20 protein-coding genes are annotated in these 21423 nt (G+C 71.1%); 8 read left to right on the top strand and 12 right to left on the bottom strand.

Annotated features, from left to right (window positions below; genetic code table 11):
* Window positions 1–117: 117 nt before the first annotated feature.
* The 3 genes from pheS to MARKY_RS08970 are packed head-to-tail and all read left to right on the top strand — an operon-like array spanning window position 118 to window position 3970.
* Complete coding sequence (gene pheS, locus MARKY_RS08960) at window positions 118–1131, top strand: phenylalanine--tRNA ligase subunit alpha (protein ID WP_013704561.1); 1014 nt, start codon at window positions 118–120, stop codon at window positions 1129–1131.
* A 22-nt stretch (window positions 1132–1153) separates the two neighbouring features.
* Window positions 1154–3493, top strand: coding sequence for a phenylalanine--tRNA ligase subunit beta (gene pheT / locus MARKY_RS08965; RefSeq protein ID WP_013704562.1), 2340 nt, complete (start codon window positions 1154–1156; stop codon window positions 3491–3493).
* A 3-nt stretch (window positions 3494–3496) separates the two neighbouring features.
* Window positions 3497–3970 carry a hypothetical protein gene (locus tag MARKY_RS08970; protein ID WP_013704563.1) on the top strand — a complete coding sequence of 158 codons (474 nt, stop codon included), beginning with the start codon at window positions 3497–3499 and terminating at the stop codon, window positions 3968–3970.
* On the opposite strand, the gene pfkA is transcribed toward MARKY_RS08970, so the two are convergent.
* The 6 genes from pfkA to MARKY_RS09000 form a co-directional block, all read right to left on the bottom strand.
* Window positions 3971–4939, bottom strand: coding sequence for a 6-phosphofructokinase (gene pfkA / locus MARKY_RS08975; protein WP_013704564.1), 969 nt, complete (start codon window positions 4937–4939; stop codon window positions 3971–3973).
* On the bottom strand, window positions 4940–5749 hold the full coding sequence (gene rsmI, locus MARKY_RS08980) for a 16S rRNA (cytidine(1402)-2'-O)-methyltransferase (protein ID WP_013704565.1): 810 nt from the start codon (window positions 5747–5749) through the stop codon (window positions 4940–4942).
* Between the two features lie 25 nt (window positions 5750–5774).
* A complete protein-coding gene (locus MARKY_RS08985; RefSeq protein WP_013704566.1) occupies window positions 5775–6635 on the bottom strand; it encodes a DMT family transporter in 861 nt (286 codons plus the stop codon).
* Between the two features lie 23 nt (window positions 6636–6658).
* Window positions 6659–7921 (bottom strand): Vgb family protein, encoded by a 1263-nt coding sequence (locus MARKY_RS08990; RefSeq protein WP_041658006.1) that lies wholly within the window; start codon window positions 7919–7921, stop codon window positions 6659–6661.
* Window positions 7922–8217: 296 nt separating this feature from the next.
* On the bottom strand, window positions 8218–8478 hold the full coding sequence (locus MARKY_RS08995) for a glutaredoxin family protein (RefSeq protein WP_013704568.1): 261 nt from the start codon (window positions 8476–8478) through the stop codon (window positions 8218–8220).
* Entirely contained in the window at window positions 8475–8714 is a 240-nt protein-coding gene (locus tag MARKY_RS09000; protein ID WP_041658008.1) for a DUF2905 domain-containing protein, read from the bottom strand. The genes MARKY_RS08995 and MARKY_RS09000 overlap by 4 nt, the downstream gene beginning before the upstream one ends.
* Window positions 8715–8757: 43 nt before the next feature.
* On the opposite strand from MARKY_RS09000, the gene MARKY_RS09005 reads away from it, so the two are divergent.
* Window positions 8758–9558 carry a GNAT family N-acetyltransferase gene (locus MARKY_RS09005; RefSeq protein ID WP_013704570.1) on the top strand — a complete coding sequence of 267 codons (801 nt, stop codon included), beginning with the start codon at window positions 8758–8760 and terminating at the stop codon, window positions 9556–9558.
* A gap of 4 nt (window positions 9559–9562) precedes the next feature.
* On the opposite strand, the gene MARKY_RS09010 is transcribed toward MARKY_RS09005, so the two are convergent.
* From MARKY_RS09010 to MARKY_RS09030, 5 genes are read right to left on the bottom strand one after another with little or no spacing between them, the layout of a single operon-like run.
* The gene (locus MARKY_RS09010; protein WP_013704571.1) at window positions 9563–10459 is read right to left on the bottom strand and encodes an ROK family protein; all 897 of its coding nucleotides are present in this window, start codon (window positions 10457–10459) and stop codon (window positions 9563–9565) included.
* Entirely contained in the window at window positions 10460–10693 is a 234-nt protein-coding gene (locus MARKY_RS09015; protein ID WP_013704572.1) for a hypothetical protein, read from the bottom strand.
* On the bottom strand, window positions 10675–11784 hold the full coding sequence (locus MARKY_RS09020; RefSeq protein ID WP_013704573.1) for a M20/M25/M40 family metallo-hydrolase: 1110 nt from the start codon (window positions 11782–11784) through the stop codon (window positions 10675–10677). Before MARKY_RS09020 ends, MARKY_RS09015 begins: the two co-directional genes overlap by 19 nt.
* Window positions 11785–11793: 9 nt before the next feature.
* On the bottom strand, window positions 11794–12504 hold the full coding sequence (gene rlmB / locus MARKY_RS09025) for a 23S rRNA (guanosine(2251)-2'-O)-methyltransferase RlmB (RefSeq protein WP_041658013.1): 711 nt from the start codon (window positions 12502–12504) through the stop codon (window positions 11794–11796).
* 24 nt (window positions 12505–12528) lie between these two features.
* On the bottom strand, window positions 12529–13407 hold the full coding sequence (locus tag MARKY_RS09030; RefSeq protein WP_013704575.1) for a complex I NDUFA9 subunit family protein: 879 nt from the start codon (window positions 13405–13407) through the stop codon (window positions 12529–12531).
* Between the two features lie 38 nt (window positions 13408–13445).
* On the opposite strand from MARKY_RS09030, the gene ispG reads away from it, so the two are divergent.
* The gene (gene ispG / locus MARKY_RS09035; protein WP_013704576.1) at window positions 13446–14672 is read left to right on the top strand and encodes a flavodoxin-dependent (E)-4-hydroxy-3-methylbut-2-enyl-diphosphate synthase; all 1227 of its coding nucleotides are present in this window, start codon (window positions 13446–13448) and stop codon (window positions 14670–14672) included.
* An 11-nt stretch (window positions 14673–14683) separates the two neighbouring features.
* Here ispG and MARKY_RS11455 read toward each other — a convergent pair whose 3' ends face one another.
* A complete protein-coding gene (locus MARKY_RS11455) occupies window positions 14684–15544 on the bottom strand; it encodes a response regulator (protein WP_013704577.1) in 861 nt (286 codons plus the stop codon).
* Window positions 15545–15601: 57 nt separating this feature from the next.
* On the opposite strand from MARKY_RS11455, the gene MARKY_RS09045 reads away from it, so the two are divergent.
* From MARKY_RS09045 to MARKY_RS09055, 3 genes are read left to right on the top strand one after another with little or no spacing between them, the layout of a single operon-like run.
* The gene (locus MARKY_RS09045; RefSeq protein WP_013704578.1) at window positions 15602–17836 is read left to right on the top strand and encodes a VWA domain-containing protein; all 2235 of its coding nucleotides are present in this window, start codon (window positions 15602–15604) and stop codon (window positions 17834–17836) included.
* A gap of 13 nt (window positions 17837–17849) precedes the next feature.
* Window positions 17850–19736 (top strand): S8 family serine peptidase, encoded by a 1887-nt coding sequence (locus MARKY_RS09050; protein ID WP_013704579.1) that lies wholly within the window; start codon window positions 17850–17852, stop codon window positions 19734–19736.
* A 45-nt stretch (window positions 19737–19781) separates the two neighbouring features.
* On the top strand, window positions 19782–21398 hold the full coding sequence (locus MARKY_RS09055; RefSeq protein WP_013704580.1) for a S8 family serine peptidase: 1617 nt from the start codon (window positions 19782–19784) through the stop codon (window positions 21396–21398).
* Window positions 21399–21423 lie beyond the last annotated feature (25 nt).

Consider the following 21423-nt stretch of genomic DNA (forward strand, 5'->3'; position numbering starts at 1 on the left):
TGTATGCTGGAGCGAGAAGATGAGGCCCTACGGGTTCTTTTTTCCCTAGGGGCGGAAGTCCGGACCGGGCTTCCGCGGGGCGGCGTTGAGCCGCCCCCTAAACGTAGAGGAGGGGCGATGCTGGAAGAAGCACTGCGGGAGATTCACGCGGCGGAGGACCTCGAGGCCCTCCAGGCCCTCAGGGTCCGGTACCTGGGCAAGAAGGGCCGGCTCACCCAGGAACTCAAGGCGCTGGGGCAACTGCCCCCGGAGGAGCGTCGGGAGAAGGGGCGGCTGCTGAACGAGTGGAAGCGCGCCCTCGAGGCGGCCTTCGAGGAGCGGGCGGAGGCCTTGAAGCGGGCGGCGCTCGAGGCGAAGCTCCGGGCGGAGGCGCTGGACGTCTCGCTGCCTGGGTACGCCTTCCCCGCGGGGAACACGCACGTGGTCGGCCAGATCATGGCGGAGCTGGTGGATATCTTCCGCCGCATGGGGTACCAGCCGGTCGAGGGGCCGGAGGTGGAGGACGAGTTCCACAACTTCGACGCGCTCAACATCCCGCTGCACCACCCGGCGCGCGACATGTGGGACACGTTCTGGCTCACGGACGGGCGGCTCCTCAGGACGCACACCTCCCCCATCCAGGTGCGGTACATGGTGGCGCACACCCCGCCGTTTAAGATCGTGGCTCCGGGAAAGGTGTACCGGTACGAGCAGACCGACGCCACGCACGAGGCGATGTTCTACCAGCTCGAGGGCCTCGTGGTGGGGGAGGCGATCACCATGGCGGACCTCAAGGGCGCGATCAGTGAGATGGCGCGCACCTTGTACGGCGCGGAGGCTAAGGTGCGCTTCCAACCGAGTTACTTCCCCTTCGTGGAGCCCGGCGCGGAGTTCGCGGTGTGGTGGGTGAACCCCCGTACGGGCGAGGGCAGTTGGCTCGAGCTGGGCGGGGCGGGCATGGTGCACCCCAGGGTGTTCCAGGCGGTGGACGAGGCCCGGGCCGCGCGGGGCTTGCCGCGCGTGTACGAGGGCAAGACCGGGTTCGCGTTCGGTTTGGGGATCGAGCGCATCGCGATGCTGCGCTACGGCATCCCGGACGTCCGGTACTTCTACCAGAACCGGCTCGGCTTCTTGAAGCAGTTTAGGAACTGATTCGCGCGAGTTGGAGGTTGAGATGCGCGTACCGTACTCCTGGCTGAAAGAGTTCCTGCCCGACCTGCCCCCTCCTGAGGACCTCGAGCCCATCCTGGCCCGGTTGGGCCTCGCGGTAGAGGCCGTGCACCATATTCCCGCCCCGCCCCCAGGCGTGGTGTTCGGCGTGGTGCGCGCCGCGCGCCCCTTGCCGGAGAGCGCGCTGAAGGTGCTCGAGGTGGATGTCGGCACCCGGCAGGTCACGATGGTCTCCGGCGCGCCGAACGCCCGGGAGGGGATCGGGGTGGCCGCGGCGCTGCCCGGCACCGTGCTCCCGGATGGGACCGAGCTGGCCGAGCGCCGGATCCGCGGCGTGGCCTCGTACGGCATGGCCCTCTCCCCCCTGGAGATGGGAGTGGGGAGTTACGGTGGGGGGTTGCTCGAGCTGCCCGCGGACGCGCTGGAGCCCGGCACGCCCCTTTTGCAGGCCTGGCCGGAGGAGTGGGTGCTGGAGCTCGAGCTGACCCCGAACCGGGCGGACGCGGCGAGCGTGCTGGGCGTGGCGCGGGACCTGGCGGCGGCCTTGGGGCTCTCCCTCGTCCTGCCCGAGCCCGAGGTGCGCGCCGAGGAGATCGAGTTTCCCGTTGCGGTCACGGTGGAGGACGCGCGGGGCTGCGACCGGTACGTAGCCCGTTACGCGCGGGGGCTTAAGATCGGACCGAGTCCGCTCGGGGCGCAGCGGCGGCTGCTCGCGGCCGGCCTCCGACCGATCAACAACGTGGTGGACGCGACGAACTACGTGATGCTCGAGCTGGGGAACCCCCTGCACGCCTTCGACCGGCGCGCGGTGGGTGAGGGCATCGTGGTGCGGCGCGCGCGGGAGGGGGAAGCGCTCGTCACGCTGGACGGGGAGCGGCGCGCCCTCGAGGCGGAGGACCTGGTGATCGCCGCGCGCGCGGGCGGCGCGAGCACCCCCATCGGCATCGCGGGCGTGATGGGCGGCGCGAACAGCGAGGTGCGGCCGGACACCACGGAGATCATTCTGGAGGTCGCGCACTTCGATCCCGTCTCGATCCGGCGCACCGCGCGCCGGCTGGGCCTCGCCACGGACGCTTCGTACCGGTTTGAGCGCGGCGTGGACCCGAACCTGCCGCCTCTGGCGGCCGAGCGCTTTCTGGAGCTGGCGCAGCAGTGGGCGGGCGCGGAGGTGGCCGCGGTGGGCGTGGACGTGGGCGGCCCCAAACCGCGCGCGTCGGTCGCGTTCCGCCCGAGCTACGCGAACCGCCTTTTGGGAACGGACTGGGCGGAGGAGGCGCAGCTCGAGGTGCTGCGGCGGCTAGGGTGCGAGGTCGAGGGGCAGGCCGAGCCGTACACCGTGCGCCCCCCCACCTGGCGGCAGGACCTCGCGATCGAGGAGGACCTGGTGGAGGAGGTCGCGCGCCTCGTGGGGTACGACGCGATCCCGGAGGCCTTGCCGGAGTTCTTCCCCGCGCCGGACAACCGCGGGGCCGAGGCGCCGTTCCTGGAGAAGGCGCGGCTTAGGGAGGTGCTGGCGGGGCTGGGCTTCCAGGAGGTGGTGAACTACGCCTGGGTGGACCCAGGGGACCTGGCCCGCGCGCGCGCGCCAGAGCCGGTGCTGCGCTTAAAGAACCCGCTCGACGCGCAAAAGGACGCCCTTAGAACCGCGCTGTACCCGGGGCTGTTGCGCACCGTGGAAGCGAACCGCGCGGAACGCAACCTGCTGCTCTTCGAGGTGGGGAACGTCTTCCTCGAGGAGGAGGAGACCCACCTCGCCCTCGTCCTCGTGGGGCCCGCCATCCCCCCGGTGTGGAGCGCGGGGTTCGGCGAGGGGTTCTACGCCCTCAAGGGGTTGTTGGAGGCGGCCGCAACCCGGCTCGGGGCGGCCATCCAGGTGCACCCGCACTCCCACGCGCACCTGCACCCCGGCATCTCCGGAACGGTCCTCTGGAACGGCGCGGAGGTCGGGTGGATCGGGCAGATCCACCCGGAGATTACCGCGGCGCTCGAGCTGCCCTCGGTCTTTGCCGCGGAGCTCAAGTTGCCGCTGCCTCGTGCCGAGCGGCCCTTTACGGACCTGCCGCGCTTCCCCGCGGCGCTAAGGGACCTTGCGGTGGTGGTGCCGGAGGCGGTGCCGTACCACGAGGTGGCCACCCTCCTCAAGGACGCGGCGGGGGCGTACCTCGAGGGCCTCGAGGTGTTCGACGTGTACCGGGGCGCGCCGCTGCCCGCGGGGCAGAAGAGCCTGGCCTTCCACCTTTCGTTCCGGCACCCCGAGCGCACCCTGAGGGATGAGGAGGTGGACGCCTTCATGGAACGGATCATCCAGGCGGTGCGTGACGCGGGGTATGATATACGCGGGTAGCGCATGCTGACCTGGTTGGACGTGCTTGCGATCTCGGTAGCTGCCCTGGCCACGGTGGTGGGCGCGCGCCGGGGCGGGGCGTACCTGGTGGCGTTCGTGACCGCGGCCGCCGCGTACGCGGCGGCCGCTTGGACGCTCCCGTCCGTCGGGTGGTTGCCCGTCGCGGCCCTCGCGGGCGGAGGGCTTGGGGTGTGGATCGGGGGGCGGTGGCGGTTCGCTCCTCAGCTCGACGCGCTTTTGGGGGGCGTGGGGGGGTTCTTGTGGGGCGCAGCGCTCGCGGTGAGCTTGTGGGTGGCGTTCCCGGCGGAGTACAGCCCCGCGAGCGGCGCGATCCGGTACCCTTCGGCGCGGCTGCCCCTCACGGTGCAGCGGGCGGTTGCCGAAAGCCCGTTCGCCCCCCGCCTGTTCGCCTTGGTCTGGAACCACCCGCTCGCGCGTAAGCTGTTCTTGCCGGGCGGGTCGCTCGAGGCGCGCTAGTTACACGGCCAGGACCCGCGCGAGCTCGTACAACTCGCGCCGGATGTCCTTGCGGTTCCCTACGGCCTCGTGCAGCGGCGTTAGGGCCACCTCCCCCTCCACCTCGCCTAGCATCACACCGCTCGCCCCGCCGATCAGGGCCTCGGCGGCCGCGCCGCCCAAGCGGCTCGCCAGGACCCGGTCCTTCGCCGTGGGGCTGCCGCCCCGCTGGATGTGGCCGAGCACCGTAACGCGCCCCTCGAGACCGGTGAGTTCCGCCACCGCGCGCATCAGGGCCTCGGCCCCTCCGGGGTACGCGCCTTCGGCCACCACCACGATCGAGGACTGCTTGCCTTTTTCCGCGGAGCGCGTGATCACCTCGGCGATCTCCTGCGGGCTCACGCTGATCTCCGGCAGCGCGATGATCTCCGCACCGCCGGCGATCCCCACGTCGAGGGCGATGAACCCCGCGTCCCGCCCCATCACCTCGATGAAGAAGACGCGCCCGTGGCTCGCGGCGGTGTCGCGAATCCGGTCGATGGCCTCGAGGGCGGTGTTCACCGCAGTGTCGAACCCGATCGTGTAGTCGGTCCCGTACAGGTCGTTGTCGATCGTGCCGGGCACCCCCACTACGGGGATCTGGTGCTCCTTGATCAGCTTGATCGCGCCGTGGAAGGTGCCGTCTCCTCCGATCACGACGAGGCCGTCGATGCCCGCGTTCTTGAGGTGCGCCGCGGCCTGGGCTCGTCCTTCCCGCGTCATGAAGGCCTTGCTGCGCGCGGTGAGGAGGATCGTGCCGCCCCGCTGGATGATGTTGGCGACGTCGCGCGGCCCGAGCGGCTGGAACTCTCCCTCGATCATGCCTGCGTACCCACGGCGGATCCCCACGACCTCGACGCCCTGGGTGTGCGCTACGCGCACCACGGCCCGTATGGCCGCGTTCATGCCGGGGGCGTCTCCCCCGCTGGTCAACACCCCGATCCGTTTCATCTACCCGTCCTCCTTTTCCAAGCGCGCCCGGTGCACCAGGGCGTACGCACGGTTCCGGCTCAGCCCCGCCGCGACCAAGGCGCGCACCAGGTCCTTGCCGCGAAGGCCTTGGGCCTCGAGCTGGGCGAGGAGGGCGCGTTCGTCCAGCGCCTCGCGCACCGCGCGCGGCCCGAGGACCAGCACGAACTCGCCTCGAGCCTCCTGGAAGTGCTCCAGCGCCTGACCGATCGTGCCGCGGTAGACCTCCTCGTGGCGCTTGGTCAGCTCGCGCGCCACGGCGATAGGGTGCGTTTCGCCGTAGAGTTCCGCGAGGTCCTGAAGGGTTCGGGCCAGCCGGTGCGGCGCCTCGTACAGCACGACGGTGCGGTCCTCCTTCGCCAGGCGCGCCAGGCGCGCGCGCCGTTCCTTCCCCTTGGGCGGGAGGAAGCCCTCGAAGACGAAGCGGTGCGTGGGCAGGCCCGAGACCACCAGGGCTGGGATCAAGGCCGTCGGCCCAGGAAGCGCTTCCACCCGCCACCCCCATTCTAGCGCTAAACGCACCAGCTCCGCGCCCGGGTCCGAGATCCCCGGCGTGCCCGCGTCCGTCGCGTACGCCACGTACCGGTGCCGCTCGAGGAGCGCGGCCGCCCGGCCCACGGTGTGCTGATCCAAGCGCACCGTGGGCGTCTCGATCCCGAAGTGATCGAGCAAAAACCCCGTGCGCCGCGTGTCCTCGCACGCAACCACCTCCACCTCCCGCAGCACCCGAAGCGCCCGCAGCGTGATGTCCTCGAGGTTACCGATCGGCGTGGGTACCAGGACCAGGTGCATCCGTTCCAGTGTATCCCAACGCTCCCTAGGAGGCCTCGCCCGACGCCTCCTGTGCCCTAGCGCTGCGGAAGGTCCCCCACTGGCTCACGAGCATCGCCGCGAAGATCAACCCGGCCCCCAGCCACCCGCGCACACCCAGGACCTCCCCCAGCAGCAAAAAGGCGAATAACGAGGCCCAGGCCGGCTCGAGGGTGTAGATCACCGCGGCTTCCGGCGCGCTCACCTTGCCCTGCCCGAGCACCATAAACCAGGTGGTGAGGGCCGTCGCCACCGCGCCCAGGTACACCACCGCCCCCCAAGGCACCGCCTCCACCGCCGGTCGCTCGAGCCCCACCCAGACCAGGCTCCACCCCACCACGCTCACGAGCTGCACCGCGGTCAGGCTGTTCGCGGGGTGGCGCAGGGCGTGGTGCTCGAGGCGCAGCACGTACAGGGCGTAACTGAGCGCGGTGAGCAAAGTCCAGGCGTCGCCGCGGTTCGGGGGGGTTCCGTCGAAGGAGAGGAGCCCCACCCCCACGAGCGCCAGGGCCGCGCCGCCCCAGACCCAGCTCGGGATGCGCCGCCCCCCCAGCCCCGCGAAGAGCGGCACCAGGATCACGCTCAGGGCGGTGATGAAGGCGCTGCGGTTCGCGGTGGTGTAGACGAGGCCCAAGGTTTGCGTGCCGTACCCGAGCACGAGCCAGAAGCCGAGCTCGAGGCCCGCGATCCACAAGCCCCACCCTCCCCGGAGGAAGGGCAAAAAGAAGACCGCGGCGATGGCGAACCGCAGCAAGACCAGCAGGCTTGGAGGGAAGGCCGCGACCACGTCCTTCACGACCGCGAAGGTCGTTCCCCAAAGCAGGGTCACGAGCACGAGGAGGATCACGCCCTGGAGGTGCGCGCTCATGCCCCCAGTCTAATCGGCCGGCCCTAGGGCGGCGGTACGAACCGCACCCCGGCCGGACGGGCCCCCGCCTCGAGCTGGATCACGGCGATCGGGGGTTTTCCGGTGACCGTGAGGTGCTCTGCGGAGAGGCGTACGAGCTTGTCCACGTTGAAGCTCGCGACCCAGAGGTCCCCTTGGGCGTCGAAGGCCATTCCCGCCCCGCCGTTGAGCTCCGCGGCATTCACCTCGAGCACCACATCCGGCACCAGGATGCCGGGGGTGCGCAGCGATTCCGCGTTGAACTTGACTAACCAGGAGGCGTTATTCACCGGGGTAAAGCTACTGATCCACAGGTCCCCGTCGCCCTCGAAGAGCAGGCCGGTCGGGTTCTGCATCCGAGGGTCGGTGATCACCCGGTCCGGTTCGGGGCTGCCCGAGGCCGTGAGGTCCGCGGCCGCGAAGCGCAACACGGTGTCGGTACCCCACGTCGTCACCCAAAGGTTCCCGTCGGGGTCAAAGGCGATCCCTACCGGCTGATCGAGCAAGGGGCCGCTCAAAACGACGGAGGGTGCCGCCCGGGGGTTAGTCAGCACCCCCCGGGCGTACATGAGCACCTGGTCCGCTAGGAAGTCCGTGACCCACAGGTTCCCCTCGGCGTCCACCGCCACGCTCTCCGGGCCCACCATCCCGAAACTCAGGGTCGCGCTGGGCTCCAAGGGCCCGGAGGCCGCGAGCGCATCCGCGGCGTACATGGTGACCTGCCCTTCGAAGTGGTGCACGACCCACAGGTTCCCCTCCGCATCAAACACGATCCCCGTCGGGCTGCTCAGCGCCCCCGTCTCGAAGACCAGGTTCGGCTCCAGCACGACGCTCGTCACCCCAAGCTCGACCGAGGCCGGACCGAAGTCCAGACGCGCAAAAGCCGCGTCCAGATCAGCCTGGGTAAACACCTGGATGCTGCCGCCCTTCTGGTTGGAGACCCACAACCCCGAAGGCACCGAGGCCGTGGGGGAGATGGGGCCGGGCACGAAGATCTCCAGGGTTAGGGGGGCGGCACTCGTGCGGTACCCCAGGGTCTCGCCCCTCAAGGTCAGCTGATAGGTGCCTTCCGGCGCGGAGGGCACCGCGTGCACCACCATCGTCCCCTCGGGAACCGCAGGATCCATCACGACGGCCTCCGCCGTGAGGTACGGGTTCGCTTCCAGCGCGACCGTGACCGCCTCGGCGAAGGCGTCGCCCTGAGGGGTCGCGCTCAGGGTGATGTACTGGCTGCCGTTCGGCGGCAGGCGCACCAGGCTCGGCTCCACACCCAACTCAAAAGACGCGGGCGCTAGGGTGGCACACGCGGAGAGCACAAGCACCCCCAGCCCTAGGCTGCCCCTGCTATACCGCCTCATATCCAAAACACCGTTCCCTTCATCCCCATACGAGATGCTTTCCATGGTACCCGATCCGCATAACTCCTCCGTAAACGCCAGCACCGCGCTGTACGCCGTCATTCAGCGCATCCCCGTAACCCCTGCCCCTCCGCCCTCCTCCCTTCGGTAACACCCAAACCAAACCGCGCGGGGCGTTGGCCCCGCGCGGTGCCGGCCCGCCCAGTTCAGCACACCGCTTCCAACGCACCGACCTCGCACAACCAACGGCGCAACTTAGCGATGGAGAAGCGGCTCATCGAAGCGGCACGCCCATCATACACCAGGGTCGGCACGCTCCGGCGGCCGCCGTTCAGCTCGAGGACCCGCGCCTCCGCCGCGGGGTCCTGATCGATATCGATCTCAACGAACTCAAGCCCCAGCTGCACCAGGGCTTGCTTGCACGCCCGGCAGTCCGGGCACCAGGACGTGGAGTACATCTGGATCATACCTTGCCTCCCCACCAACGCATAAGCCAAGCGATAAGGTTGAGCCCCACCGTGAGCAGCAGGCTCACGACCAGCATAGAGGTTACCGGAATGTACACGCGCACGTTATCGCGCTCGATACGAATGTCTCCCGGGAGGTGCCCGAACCAGGCGAACAGCTTCGGCGCAAGCACCAGCACCACGCCCACCCCAACGAGGATCAAACCCCACAGGATCAAAAGGCGCCCCAACTCCACGCCTGCCATTTTAAAACTCGAGGCGCTCGCGGTATAAGGAAATATGCTGGAAGTTCGTGAAGCGAAAACCGTGGACGAGGTGCGCCTCACCGAGGAGATCCAGCTCGAGGCCTGGGGGTTCTCGGAGCGCGAGCTCGCGCCGCACTCGAGCCTCGTCGCGAGCCAGCACGCGGGGGGGCTCGTGGCCCTGGCGTGGAGCGGGGAGGAGGCCGTGGGGTTCGTGTTCGGCTTTCCCGCCTGGCGCGCGGGCCGCGCGTGGCACCACTCGCACATGCTCGCGGTCCGGCCCGCCTGGCGGAACAGCGGCGCGGCCCTCCTCCTCAAGCGTTTCCAGCGGGAGTGGGTTCTGGCCCAGGGGATGGACCTCGTGACCTGGACCTTCGACCCCCTCCTCACCCGAAACGCCCGCTTTAACTTCGGTAAGCTCGGCGCGTACGCCGCCCGGTACTACGAGAACTTTTACGGGCTGCGCACCGGGCTGTACGCCGGGATCCCCGCCGACCGCCTCCTCGTCACCTGGGAGCTCAACGCCCCCCGGGTCCTAAAGCGCCTCGAGCGCATCCCCCCGCCCCCCGAGCCCAAGGGCGCGCCGCTCAACCTGACGGAAGGCGAGGGGGTCGCCCTCCGGCCGCGCGCCTTACTGGAACCCGAGGCGGAGTGGGTGTACCTCGAGGTTCCCCCGGACATCCAGGCGGTGAAGGCGCACGACATGGCGCTCGCGCACGCCTGGCGGATGCACACCCGCGAGGCGTTTAAGAAGGCGTTTGCGCGGGGTTACCGGGCGGTGGACCTCGCGCGGCGGGGGGCGCGGGTGTACTACCAGCTCACGCGCGCGCCGGTGTAGCCCCTCACCCCGAGAGCTCCGCGGCCAAGGCCGCCCCGATCCAGCCGGCCTCCTTGCCGAGCGCCGCGACGCGCAGCGCGCCCGCCCGCCAGCCCTCGGTGTAGCGCGCGAACGCGGCCTGCACGAGCTCGAGGTAGGCCGCCCCGCCCCCGAGCACCACGCCGCCCCCCAGCACGAACACCTCGGGGTCCAGCACCCGCTGCAGGGAGGCCAGCCCCAGCCCCAGGTAGTCCGCGGCTTGCTCCACGATCCGCCGGGCTTTGGGCTCGCCTTTTCGCCAGCGCGCGAACACCTCGGGGGTGTCCATCTCTCGCTTGTAGGCGTAGCGCGCGTCCCGCGCGATCGCCACGCCCGAGGCGAGGGCCTCGAGGCAGCCGGACTGGCCGCAACCGCAGACCGGGCCGTGCGGCAGCACGACGAAATGCCCGACCTCCCCCCCCTGCCCGAACGCGCCGCGCCAGACCCGGTCCCCAAAAACCACGCCGCCCCCGATTCCGGTCGAGACCGTGACGTACACCGAGCTTTGCGCGTCCTTCGCCGCGCCCAGGTGGTGCTCCGCGAGCGCCGCGGCGTTCGCGTCGTTCTCCAGCACCACCGGCAGCCCCACCGCCTCGGCGAGCGCCTCCCTCAAGGGGAAGTCCGTGAGGTTCGGGATGTTCGGCGCGAACCGCACCCGGCCGCGCTCAAAATCCAACGGCCCGGGCGAGCCGACCCCCACGGCCTTCACGCCGGAGAGGCCGCTTTCCTGGATCGCGGCGCGCACGCACGCCGCCATCGCCTCCACCACGGCCAGCCCGCCCTCCTTAGGGGTGGGCCGCACGGTCCGCGCGCGCACCCGCCCGTCCGCCAAAACACCCGCAGCGATCTTGGTGCCGCCCAGGTCCACCCCTACCGTCGCCATTCACTCCTCCAAGACTTGAAGCGCCCGCCGGTACACCTCCCGCGGCACCCAAACGGAAGCCGCGGTCCCGTACACCTCCGCGTACGCCTTCATCCCATCGAAGGGGGTCACGAGCCGGGCCGGGATCCCCGCCTCGCCGAGCCTCCGCACGAGCGCTTCCGCGTAGAACCGGTTGAACTCCCCAAGCCGCACGTGCGGCACCCCGCCGAACATCCTTACCGTGCACTCGCCCATGCCACCAACGCCTCCACCAGCCGCACGTACCCCTGCACCGCGGCCTCCACCTGCGCTACGGACACGTGCTCGCGCGTGGTGTGCGCCAACGCCGGATCCCCTGGCCCGTACCCGATGACCGGGGCCCCGGTCGCCGCCAGGTACGGCGCGTCCGTGGTGAACCACCACACCCCGGCCTCCGCCTGCCCCACGGCCCTGAGGGCCACCTCGAGGGCCGGGTGCGCCCGGTCCAGCAGGTACGGCGGGTAGATCATGGGGTAGGTCATGCGCACCTCGCCGCTCGTGCGCTCCTCCTCGGGCACGTACACCGCGGCGTCCCCCGCCAAATCCCGGAGGCGCTCCACGATCCGGTCCGGGTCCTCGCCGGGCACGAACCGGTAATCCACCACCACCCGCGCCACGCCCGGCACCACGTTCGTGGCCGCCGGGTCCGAGGCCACGAGGGTGGGGGTGCAGCTCGCCGGCCCCAACTCCCCGTTCGTCGCGACGGGGAACTCCTCGAGGGCCGCCAAGAAGCGCCCCGCAGCGAACAACGGGTTGTGCCCCAGCTCGGCGCGGGCCGCGTGCGCCAACCGCCCCTCGAAGTCCGCCCTGACCTCGATGCGACCCCGGTGCCCGCGCATCACCTCGAGGTTCGAGGGCTCCCCCAGCACCACCACGGCCGGCTCGAGCCGCCCCGCGGCATACCGGCTGCCGAGCCCTCCGACCTCCTCCTGCACCACCGCGAGGAAACGCACCCGCCCCGGCAGGGCGCGGTCCTTAAGGCGCGCGAGCGCTGCGACCATCGCGGCGAGCGCGCCCTTCATGTCCACCGTGCCGCGCCCCCAGACCGCGCCTTCAGCCACCTCGCCCGAAAACGGCGGGTACGGCCACGCCTCCGCCGCGCCGGCAGGCACGGTGTCCATGTGCCCGGTGAGGAGCACCTCGGGCCCGGCCTCGCCCAGCACGGCCTCGACGTTTCCCGCCTCGTCCAGCCGGGGCTTTAACCCCAGCTCCGCGAGCGCTTCCATCAACACGCGCGCCGCGGGGCCCTCCCGCCCCGAGGGGCTTTCCGCCCGCACGAGGCGCTGCAGTACACGCACGGCATCCATAAGCCCATCCTACCCCCTGTGCTGCACGGCCCAGTGGAGCGCGATACCCAAAGCGACCGCGACGTTCAGGGACTCCGTCTCACCCCGGAGCTCGATCCGCACGAGCTCGTCGCAGTGTTCGCGCACGATACGGCGCATCCCCTCGCCTTCCGAGCCCACCACGAGGGCCAAAGGCCGAGCGTAATCCAGCTCCGCGAGGGTCTTCTCCGCCTGGCCGGCGGTGCCGTACACCCACACGCCCAAACCCTTCAGCCACTCGATGTACCGCGGAAGGTTCTTCACCCGCACCACCGGAATCCGGTGCGCCGCGCCCGCCGAGGCCTTCACCGCCACCGGGGAGAGCGGCGCGCTGCGCCGTTCCTCGCTCACCACGCCGTGCGCCCCCAGGGCCTCCGCAGTCCGGAGGATCGCCCCGAAGTTGCGGGGGTCGGTCACCCCGTCCACCAGCACCAGAAGGGGCGGCTCCCCCCGCTCGCGCGCCCGGCGCAAGGGCGCCTCCTCGTCGGCGAACGCCACCCCCTCCACCTCCGCCACCACCCCCTGGTGCCGCGTGGTGCGCACCATCTGGTCCAGCTCGATGCGCGGCACGAACACCAGCTCCACCCCGCTCGCCTCGAGCTGCCTGACCAGCCAGCGCTCCACGCCGCGCGCCACCCAAACGCGCCGCACCCGCCCCTCCCGCAGGGCCTCCAGCACCGGATTGCGTCCGTAGATCCGCATACCCCCCAGCATACCGAGCCACGCCTAGCCGAGGATGCGCTCGAGCTCCGCCTCGAGGGGACGGAGCTCGAGGTCGAAGGCGCGCCGCATGGGCGCGGGGTCCGCCGTGCTGCCCAGTTTCAGCATCCGGTACTGGTCCAGCGTGAGGGGGGTAAAGGGCAGGCGGTCCAGTAGCGGCACGACCCGATCCATCAGCCACAGGGGGATCGGGAGGAGGGGCTTGCGCGAGCCTAGCGCGTCCCGCACGAGGAGGACCAGTTCCTTGAAGGTGTAGGCCTTCGGGCCCACCAGATCGAAGGCCTGCCCCGCGGTCCCGGGGTTTGCGAGCGCCTGAGCAAAGCAGGCCGCAACGTCCCCCACCCAGACCGGGCGGGCGGGGAAGGCCCCGTCCCCCACGAGGGGAATGACCGGCAGGGGCGCTTGGACCAGCCGCTTGAGCACCCCGCCGAAAAACCCGTCCCCTTTCCCGAAGACGAAGCTCGGGCGGAAGATCGTCCAGGCCAGGCTCGAGGCCCGCACGAGGGCTTCGGCCTCGGCTTTGGTCTCGAAGTACCGGATCCCCGTGCCCGGCCGCGCCCCTAACGCGGACATGTGCAGGTACCGTGCCACGCCCGCCTTCTCGAGGGCCTCCAGGGTGCGCCACACCCCCGCGACGTGCACCCCGTGGAAGGTCTGGCCGCGCGCCTCGCGGAGGATCCCCGGGAGGTAGATCACCGCGTCCTGCCCCTGCACGGCCGCCTCGAGGCCCGCGCCCGTCACGGCGTCCCCCACCACGTACCGCGCCCCGGACGCGGGACCTTCTCCCCGGCGGGACAGGACCCATACCGTGTGCCCCTCGGCCACCAGTCGCGCCACCAGGTGTCGCCCAATGAACCCCGTGCCTCCGATCACCAGAACCCGCACGCCGCCCCCCTAGGGTGTAAAGCGTGTACGATAAAGCCATGACGCGCCGCAAGACCCCCACCGTGTGGGTTGGCTCGGTGCCCATCGGGTCCGAGCATCCGGTGGTGGTGCAATCCATGACCAACACCCCCACCGCGGACGTGGAAGCCACCGTCGCGCAGATCCGTGAGCTGGTCCTCGCGGGCAGCGAGCTGGTCCGGCTCACCGTGAACACCGAGGCCGCCGCGCGGGCCGTTCCGGAGATCAAGGCCCGACTCCGCGATGCGGGCATCGAGGTCCCCCTCGTGGGTGATTTTCACTTTAACGGCCACCTCCTCCTCCGAAAATACCCCGAGACGGCTCAAGCGCTCGACAAGTACCGCATCAACCCCGGCACCGTCGGCGCGGGACGGCAGCAAGACCCGAACTTCCGCACCATGATCGAGGTGGCCCTCGAGTTCAACAAGCCCGTGCGCATCGGGGTGAACTGGGGCTCCCTCGACCAGGGGCTGCTGCGGGAGATCATGGACCAAAACGCCCGCCGCCCCAATCCCAAGAGCGCGCACGAGGTCCTCTTGGAGACGATCGTGGAGTCCGCGGTGCGCTCCGCCGAGCTCGCCGAGGCCTACGGCCTGCCGCACGACCGCATCATCCTCTCCGCCAAGGTCTCGCACGCCCCGGACCTCTGGGCGGTCTACCGCGCGCTCGCGCGCCGCGTGGACTACCCCCTGCACCTGGGGCTCACCGAGGCCGGCATGGGCGCGCAAGGGATCGTGGCGAGCACCGCGGGCCTCGCGGTGCTGCTGAGCGAAGGCATCGGGGACACGATCCGCGTCTCCCTGACCCCCGAGCCCGGCACGAGCCGCGCCCGGGAGGTCGAGGTCGCCAAGCTCATCCTGCAGTCCCTGGGCCTTAGGCGGTTCGCGCCGAGCGTCACCGCCTGTCCCGGGTGCGGCCGCACCACGAGCACCTTCTTCCAAGAACTCGCCCAGACCGTACAGCAGCACCTGGAGCGCCGCATGCTGGAGTGGAAGGCGCGTTACCCCGGGGTGGAGAATCTCAAGGTCGCGGTGATGGGGTGCGTGGTGAACGGCCCCGGGGAGTCCAAGCACGCCGACGTGGGGATCAGCCTGCCCGGCACGGGCGAGGCCCCTCGAGCTCCGGTCTACGTGGACGGCCGACTCTACAAGACCCTCCAAGGCCCCCGCATCGCCGAGGAGTTCATGGAGATCCTGGAGGCGTACGTCGCCCAGCGGTTCGGCAGGGCCCAACCGGCGCGGGACTAGGCCCCCCACCTCTAGTCCGCGTAGATCACGGCGGCCAGCCGGTCCAGAAACTCGAGGTACGCCCGGAGCCCCCCGAGGGCCTGCACCACCGCGCGCTCCCCGCCCAGGGGCCGGAGTGCGGGGCGGTCCAGGGTGTCCAGGCGTTCCATCGCCTGCACGCCCTTCTCCGCGTAGACCGCGAGGAGCGCCTCGGCCACGGCGCGTTCCTTTTCCGCGAACGCCTCGAGCTGCGCCCGGGCGCGCTCCGCGCGGGCTTTCCGCGCCAGTAACGGCCAGCCGTAGGCCACATGCCCCAAGCGGTCGTACACGTCCACCTCCGGCCGGGGCACCAGCCGCTCGAGGGCCTCGAGCCACCCCTGGCGCTCCAGCTCCGCCAAGCGGGCCTCGCGGGTTTCCGCCTTCCGCCAGGCCTGGCGGAAGGCGACCTCGTCCCCGAGCGCCGCGGCGAAGTAGGGGCGCGCTTCCTCCACGCTCCCGACGCGCACCCCTCCGGGGAGCAGCACCCCGCCGCGCGCGGCGAGCAGTTCCCGCACCGTGCGCCGCAACTCCTGGCTGGTGACCGGCTTGGTGAGGAAGGCGTCGGCCTTCAGCATCCGCGCTTGCAGCGCCGTGCTGGAGGAAACGTCCGCGGTCAGCACCAGGACCGGCACCTCCTGCAACCGACGTACCTGCCGGATGCGGGTGAGCAAGCCAAGCCCGTCCAGCTCCGGCAGCATCACATCCAGCAGGATCAGGTCCGGGGTGTGCCCCTTCAAGTACTCCAGCGCTTCCCGGCCGTCCCGGGCCACATCGACCCCGCACCCCATCCCGGTGAGGATCACCTCCAAAAACCGGATCATGCCGGGATCGTCCTCTACCACAAGCACACGCACCACATCCCTTATCTTGCCACCTCTCGCCCCGCCCGCGCGGGGTATAAGGGGTATAGGATGCACCTCGCCTTCCCCTGGGCCCTCCTCGCCCTCCTCCTTCCCTTCCTGCCCGGCGTGCGCCCCCCCTTACGCCGGCTGGTTCTTCTGCTGTTGGTACTCGCCGCGAGCGGCCCCAGCTTACCCCTCGCTCCGGCGCGCACCGTGGTCCTCCTCGATTACAGCCCCTCCGCGCGCGAAGCCGTCTGGGCGCAAGCCACCCAGCTCGAGGTCCCGCCCCCCGCGACCTTTTTAGCCTTTGCCGAGGCGGTGCAGGAGGTGCCCACCCCCACCGCACGCCGCACGGATCTCGGGGAGGGCACCGACCTCGCCGCAGCCCTCGAGGCCGCCCTCGAGCGGGGCGCGGACCGGATCCTGCTGATCTCGGACGGCCTCTCCCAGACCCCCGTCCTCCCCCCGCCCGTCCCGGTGTACGCCCTCAGCGTGCCGCCCAGCCCGCACGTGGGCCTGGTGGGGGTTCTCCTGCCCCCCTACCCCGCGGAGGGCGAGACGGTCGAGGTGCGCGCCGTGGTGGAGGCCACCGCTCCCACCGAGGTGACCGTGACCTTCACCCGTCCCGGCGACCGGGTCAGCGTGACGCGGCGCGTCCCCATCGGGCGCACCAGCATCCCTTACCGCTTCACCCTGGAGGGCGCCACCCCCCTCACCGTCACCCTCACGAGCCCCTTAGGCGCGGACCAGGCCCGGGCCGAGCTCCGCCCCGCCGGCACACCCGAGGTGTGGGTGCTCGGGGACGAGGCCGCCGCGCGGCTCCTCGAAGCCCAGGCCTTCCGCGTGCGCCGTCTCGAGGCTCTCCCCCTCCCCATCCGCGCGGACGCGGTGGTGATCGGCCGCGCGGCGCGAGCCTTCAGTCCCGTTGAGCTGGCCGCCCTCGAGCGCTTCCTCCGGGAGGGCGGTGCCCTGCTGTTTAGCGCCACGCCGGAGGGCTTGTTCTTCGGGGGGTGGGAGCGCTCGCCCCTCGCGGACGAGATCCCCGTCCGGCCCGCCGGGCGCAGCGGGGTGGCGCTCGTACTGGTGCTGGACGTTTCCGGCTCGATGGCGGACGGGAACCCCTCCAAGCTTGCCCTTGCCGTCGCAGGCGCCTTGAGCCTGGTGGAGACCGCGCGCCCCGAGGACCGGCTCGGCATCGTGACCTTCTCCAGCGGCCCGCGCTGGCTCTTCCCCCCGCGCCCCATGACCGCGCGCGGCAAGCTCGAGGCCAAGACCCTCCTCGATCGCCTGCGCCCCGGCGGCAGCACGCGCATGCTCGAGGCCTACCGCCAAGCCATCGAGGCCCTCGAAGCCCTCGAGCTCGAAACTAAGCAGATCCTGGTCCTGACGGACGGCCAGGTGGAGGAGGATCCCGCCGCGCTCGTCGCGCTTGCGGAAGCCGCGCGCGCGCAAGGGATCCGGACCAATAGCGTGGCCCTCGGGGGGGATGCGGACCGCGCCCTGCTCGCCCGCATGAGCCGGGTGGGGGAGGGCCGGTTCTGGGACGTGCCTACCCCTGAGGACCTCCCGCGCCTATTCCTCGAGGAGGCCGAGCGCACCTTCGGCCGCGAGGCCCTCGAGGGCCGTTTCCCGGTGCGGCTCGAGGCGCACCCCGTGACGCAAGGCCTTTCCACGCCGCCCCCGGCTCGCGTGCTGCTGCCGGCGGTGGCGCAACCGTGGGCGCGAGTGGTGCTGGACAGCGCGGGGGAGCCCATCCTCGCGGTGGGCGAGCGGGGGCTCGGCAAGGTCGCGGCCCTCACCACGGACCTCTCCCGGAGCTGGACGGACTGGCCGGAAGCCCCGCGGTTTCTGGGCCAGCTCCTCCGCTGGTTGACCCGCACCCCCGCCCGGCCGCGCTACAGCGTGAGCCGGGAGGCCGAAGGGGTGCGGGTGGTGGTGCAGGGGCGGTTCGAGCGGGCCCCGAAGCTGCGCTACGGGGGGGTGGAGCGCTCCATGCCGCCCACCGCCCCGCTCACCTTCGAGGCCGTCCTGCCCTCCGAGGCGCGGGGGGAGGCGGTGGTGCTCGTGGAGGGCCGGGTCCTCTTCCGCGTGCCGCTGCCCGAACCGAGCGAGTGGCCGCTCACGGACGGCCGAGCCACCCTTCAACGGCTGGCCGAAGCCAGCCAGGGGGCCCTTCTCGAGGCCCCCCAGGCGCTGCCGCCCGCGCCGAGGAAGCCCGTGCCCCTCACGGGGCCGCTCTTGGGTCTGGCATTGGCCTTCTTCCTGCTCGAACGGTATCTCATCTGGCGGGCGCGCCGCGCGTAGACTAGAGCATAGGATGCCTCGCTGGGTTCTTGTGCTCCTTGCGCTGGCGCTGGCGGCGTGCCGTAACGGCACCGTACCCGAGGGGACGACCCTAAGCCCCGAGGGCACGGGACGCTTCGGGATGACGGCCCCCGCGAACGCGGTGTGGCAGCTCGTCCCGGACCCGAACGCCCCGGCCTTCCTGCAGCTCACGCCCAACCGCGGTATCGGGCCTGCCGTGGTTCAGGTCACCGCCAGCCCCACCCCCTTCCTGCCCGACCAAGCCGTGGTGGAGGCGCGGGTAGCCGTGAGCGGCGACCTGAACGGTGTGATCCGGGTGCGTTGGCCGCTCGTGCGCGTCACGGGCACCCTCTACCCCCCACCGCTCGAGGCCGCCCGGAACGCCTCCTTCCCAGCGCGCGGCCTGTTCACTCCCGAAGCCGCCGCGCCTGTTCGCGAGGTGCTCGTGAAGTACCGGTCCAGCCCCGCGCGCCCCCTCGCCCTCACCGCCTCGGCTCGCGTACTGGCGCACGACCCGCAACACCGCCTCTTGCGCCTCGAGGCCCCCGACCCTCAGGCGCTCCTCGAGCGCCTCGCGGCGGACCCGGCCGTGGAGTGGGCCGAGCCCAACGCCCGGGTGTACGCGCTGAGCGTGGCGGGCGAACCCATGGACGCGTTCTACCCCCTCCAGTGGCACCTGCGGCGCACGGGGGCCCGCTGGGCGCACCTGGCCACGTACCCCGTACCCGTTACCGTTGCGGTGATCGACACGGGGGTGCGGTTCGATCACCCGGACCTCTCGGGGCGCGTGTGGGGCCCGGGGGAGGGCGCGCTGGATTTGGTGGAGGGGGACACGGACCCCACCGACCCCTTCGACAACCTCAAGCCCGAAGCGGGCAGCCACGGCACGCACGTTACGGGCCTCATCGCGGCCAGCGCGGGGCCCTTCCCGCCCGCCTGCCCAACCTGCACGAACTCCGGCACCGTCGGCCTCGCCTGGCCCGCCCCCGTCAAGGTCCTGCCTATCCGCGTCCTGGACACGCGCGGCAGCGGCACCGTCGCCGCGGTCGCCGCCGCGATCCGATACGCGGCCGGCCTGCCCATCACCTGGGACGGCGTGACCTACACAAACCCCCATCCCGCCCAGGTCATCAACCTCTCCCTCGGCACGACCGCCTTCTCCCACGCGATGTGCGAGGCCGTGCGCGAGGCCACGGCGCGCGGCGTCGCGGTCGTGGCCGCCGCGGGGAACGGCGCGGCCTCGAACCTCGTCTACCCCGCCTCGTGCGACGGCGCGATCAGCGTGGCCGCCACCGACTATAACTTCGGCGGCGCGCCCCGGCGCGCCTGGTACTCGGAGTTCAACGATGCCGTGGACGTGAGCGCCCCCGGCGGGGACGTGAGCGTGGACAGCGACCGGGACGGGTACCCGGACGGAATCCTCTCCACCACCTGGAACTACGTCGAGGGCCGCCCCAACTACGCCTTCTACATGGGCACCTCCCAAGCCACGCCCCAGGTGGCGGGCGCGCTCGCGCTGCTCATCGCAAGCGGCCGCGCCGCCACCGGCCAGGCGGCTTGGGCGGCCCTCCAGCCGCACCTCACCGACCTCGGCGACCCGGGGCCGGACCCCGCGTTCGGGTACGGGTTCCTGAACCTGCCTCCCGCCCTTGGCGTCACCCCGCCCCCCGGCCCGTTTCGCGTCACCCTCACCGGTCCCACTACCCGCCACCTCGTCCCGGACGCGGACGGGCGCTTCGTGACCCACCTACCCCCCGGCCGCTACGCCCTCACCGCCTGCCGCGACGACAGCGCGAACGGCTTGTGCGACCCCGGCGAGCCCGCCCTCGAGCAATCCCTCGAGGTCCCGGGCGACGCGCTCGAGCAGGACCTGGGCGCGCTTTCCTTAACCCCGCCCTAAGCCACACCTCACCCAAGGATCCTTTGCGTCTGCCAGAATAAGGCCATGCGGCGTGCGCTCCTGTTGATGCTAGGGCTCGGCCTCGCGGGGTGCCAGTTCTTCCTCAACACCCCGCCGCGGATCACGGCCTTCACCGCGACTCCCAACAACCTATGGGTGACCTTTACCTGGAGCGTGTCCGACCCGGACGGGGACGCCCTCGAGTGCCGGCTGGACGCGGACGGGAACGGGAGTACCGACCTCCTCATCCCTAACTGTACGAGCGGCAGCTACACCTACGGCTACCCCCAGGAGGGGAGCTTCACCGCGACGCTCGTGGTGCAGGACCCGGATGGAGGCACCGCCACGGAAACTACGACAGTCACCCCCACCTGGCCCACCACCTTCCCCACCCCAGCCGACCGCTGCCCCGCGCCCGTCGGCGCGACCGCCCTGCCCGCCGCCCTGCCCGTCCCGAAGACCGGCGTGGCCGACTTCACCCCCGCGCACGTGCCCGGCGAGCTCCTCGCCTTCACCGGTGACGGCCTCACCCTGCAAAGCACCGCCCTCCTCGAGGCCGAGCGCACCCTGGGCCTCACGCGCGTAGCCACGCTGGAAAACGGCTGGGTGCATTACCGCGTCGCCCCTGGGGAGGAAGCCGCCGCCGCGGCGGCCCTCGTGGCGCGCGGCGCGGCCCGGTACGTGCAGCCCAACTACCGGTACGGCCTGCTCTTCGTCCCGAACGACCCCTATTACGTCCCCGACCAGCAGGACCAGTTTCAACTCCTGGGCCTCGAGGCGGCCTGGGACCAGGTGAGCGCCTCCTGCCGGCCCGTGGTCGCGGTGGTGGATACGGGCGCGGCGTTCACTCACCCGGACCTCGACGCGAACCTCCTCCCCGGGTACGACTTCTCGGATGACGACCCCGACGCGAGCGACATGGACGGGCACGGCTCCCAGGTCGCGAGCCTCATCGCCGCCGAGACCCATAACAACGAGGGGATGGCCAGCGTCACGCAGGGCGCAGCGTACCTCCTGCCCCTCAAGGTCTTCCCCAACGCCACCACCCTCACCCTGGCCCAAGCCATCAACTTCGCGGTGGACGCCGAAGCTCACGTGATCAACCTCAGCCTCTGCCTCATCGCCAACAAGGACGAGAACCAAGACGGCCGGAACGACTGCGCTCAAATCACGGATCCCGCCACCCAAACCGACGGCCTGATCGAGGACGCCCTGTACCGCGCCTACACCCAGGGCGTCCTCACCCTCGCCGCGAGCGGGAACGACGGGCTGGGCTACGTGGGGTACCCCGCGAGCTCGAGCTACACCCTGGCGATCGGCGCGATCGATAACAATAAAAACCGGGCTTACTTCTCGAACTACGGGGACAAGCTGGACCTCGTGGCGCCTGGCGTGAACGTGCTGGGTGCGCACCCGCTTAGCGAGTACGTCCGGGATAGCGGCACCTCCTTCGCCGCCCCCTTCGCGAGCGGCGTCGCCGCCCTGTATATCGCCGAGCACTACGCCATAAAGGGCGCCGTGCCCCCCACGGACCGGATCCGAACCTGCCTGACCTCCACGGCGGAGGACCTCGGGGCGCCCGGGTTCGATTCGAGCTTCGGGTTCGGCCTGGTCCGGGCGGACTGGGTGCTCGACCCCAACCGCAGCGCGTGCTACCCGTGAGGCTTGCTCGGCTTGGCAAGGCCTA

Source organism: Marinithermus hydrothermalis DSM 14884, assembly GCF_000195335.1.
Lineage (GTDB): Bacteria > Deinococcota > Deinococci > Deinococcales > Marinithermaceae > Marinithermus > Marinithermus hydrothermalis.

Coding starts and splice junctions, on each gene's coding strand:
- pheS (WP_013704561.1), top strand. CDS start 118: ATGCTGGAAGAAGCACTGCGGGAGATTCACGCGGCGGAGGACCTCGAG.
- pheT (WP_013704562.1), top strand. CDS start 1,154: ATGCGCGTACCGTACTCCTGGCTGAAAGAGTTCCTGCCCGACCTGCCC.
- MARKY_RS08970 (WP_013704563.1), top strand. CDS start 3,497: ATGCTGACCTGGTTGGACGTGCTTGCGATCTCGGTAGCTGCCCTGGCC.
- pfkA (WP_013704564.1), bottom strand. CDS start 4,939: ATGAAACGGATCGGGGTGTTGACCAGCGGGGGAGACGCCCCCGGCATG.
- rsmI (WP_013704565.1), bottom strand. CDS start 5,749: ATGCACCTGGTCCTGGTACCCACGCCGATCGGTAACCTCGAGGACATC.
- MARKY_RS08985 (WP_013704566.1), bottom strand. CDS start 6,635: ATGAGCGCGCACCTCCAGGGCGTGATCCTCCTCGTGCTCGTGACCCTG.
- MARKY_RS08995 (WP_013704568.1), bottom strand. CDS start 8,478: ATGATCCAGATGTACTCCACGTCCTGGTGCCCGGACTGCCGGGCGTGC.
- MARKY_RS09005 (WP_013704570.1), top strand. CDS start 8,758: ATGCTGGAAGTTCGTGAAGCGAAAACCGTGGACGAGGTGCGCCTCACC.
- MARKY_RS09010 (WP_013704571.1), bottom strand. CDS start 10,459: ATGGCGACGGTAGGGGTGGACCTGGGCGGCACCAAGATCGCTGCGGGT.
- MARKY_RS09015 (WP_013704572.1), bottom strand. CDS start 10,693: ATGGGCGAGTGCACGGTAAGGATGTTCGGCGGGGTGCCGCACGTGCGG.
- MARKY_RS09020 (WP_013704573.1), bottom strand. CDS start 11,784: ATGGATGCCGTGCGTGTACTGCAGCGCCTCGTGCGGGCGGAAAGCCCC.
- rlmB (WP_041658013.1), bottom strand. CDS start 12,504: ATGCGGATCTACGGACGCAATCCGGTGCTGGAGGCCCTGCGGGAGGGG.
- ispG (WP_013704576.1), top strand. CDS start 13,446: ATGACGCGCCGCAAGACCCCCACCGTGTGGGTTGGCTCGGTGCCCATC.
- MARKY_RS09045 (WP_013704578.1), top strand. CDS start 15,602: ATGCACCTCGCCTTCCCCTGGGCCCTCCTCGCCCTCCTCCTTCCCTTC.
- MARKY_RS09050 (WP_013704579.1), top strand. CDS start 17,850: ATGCCTCGCTGGGTTCTTGTGCTCCTTGCGCTGGCGCTGGCGGCGTGC.
- MARKY_RS09055 (WP_013704580.1), top strand. CDS start 19,782: ATGCGGCGTGCGCTCCTGTTGATGCTAGGGCTCGGCCTCGCGGGGTGC.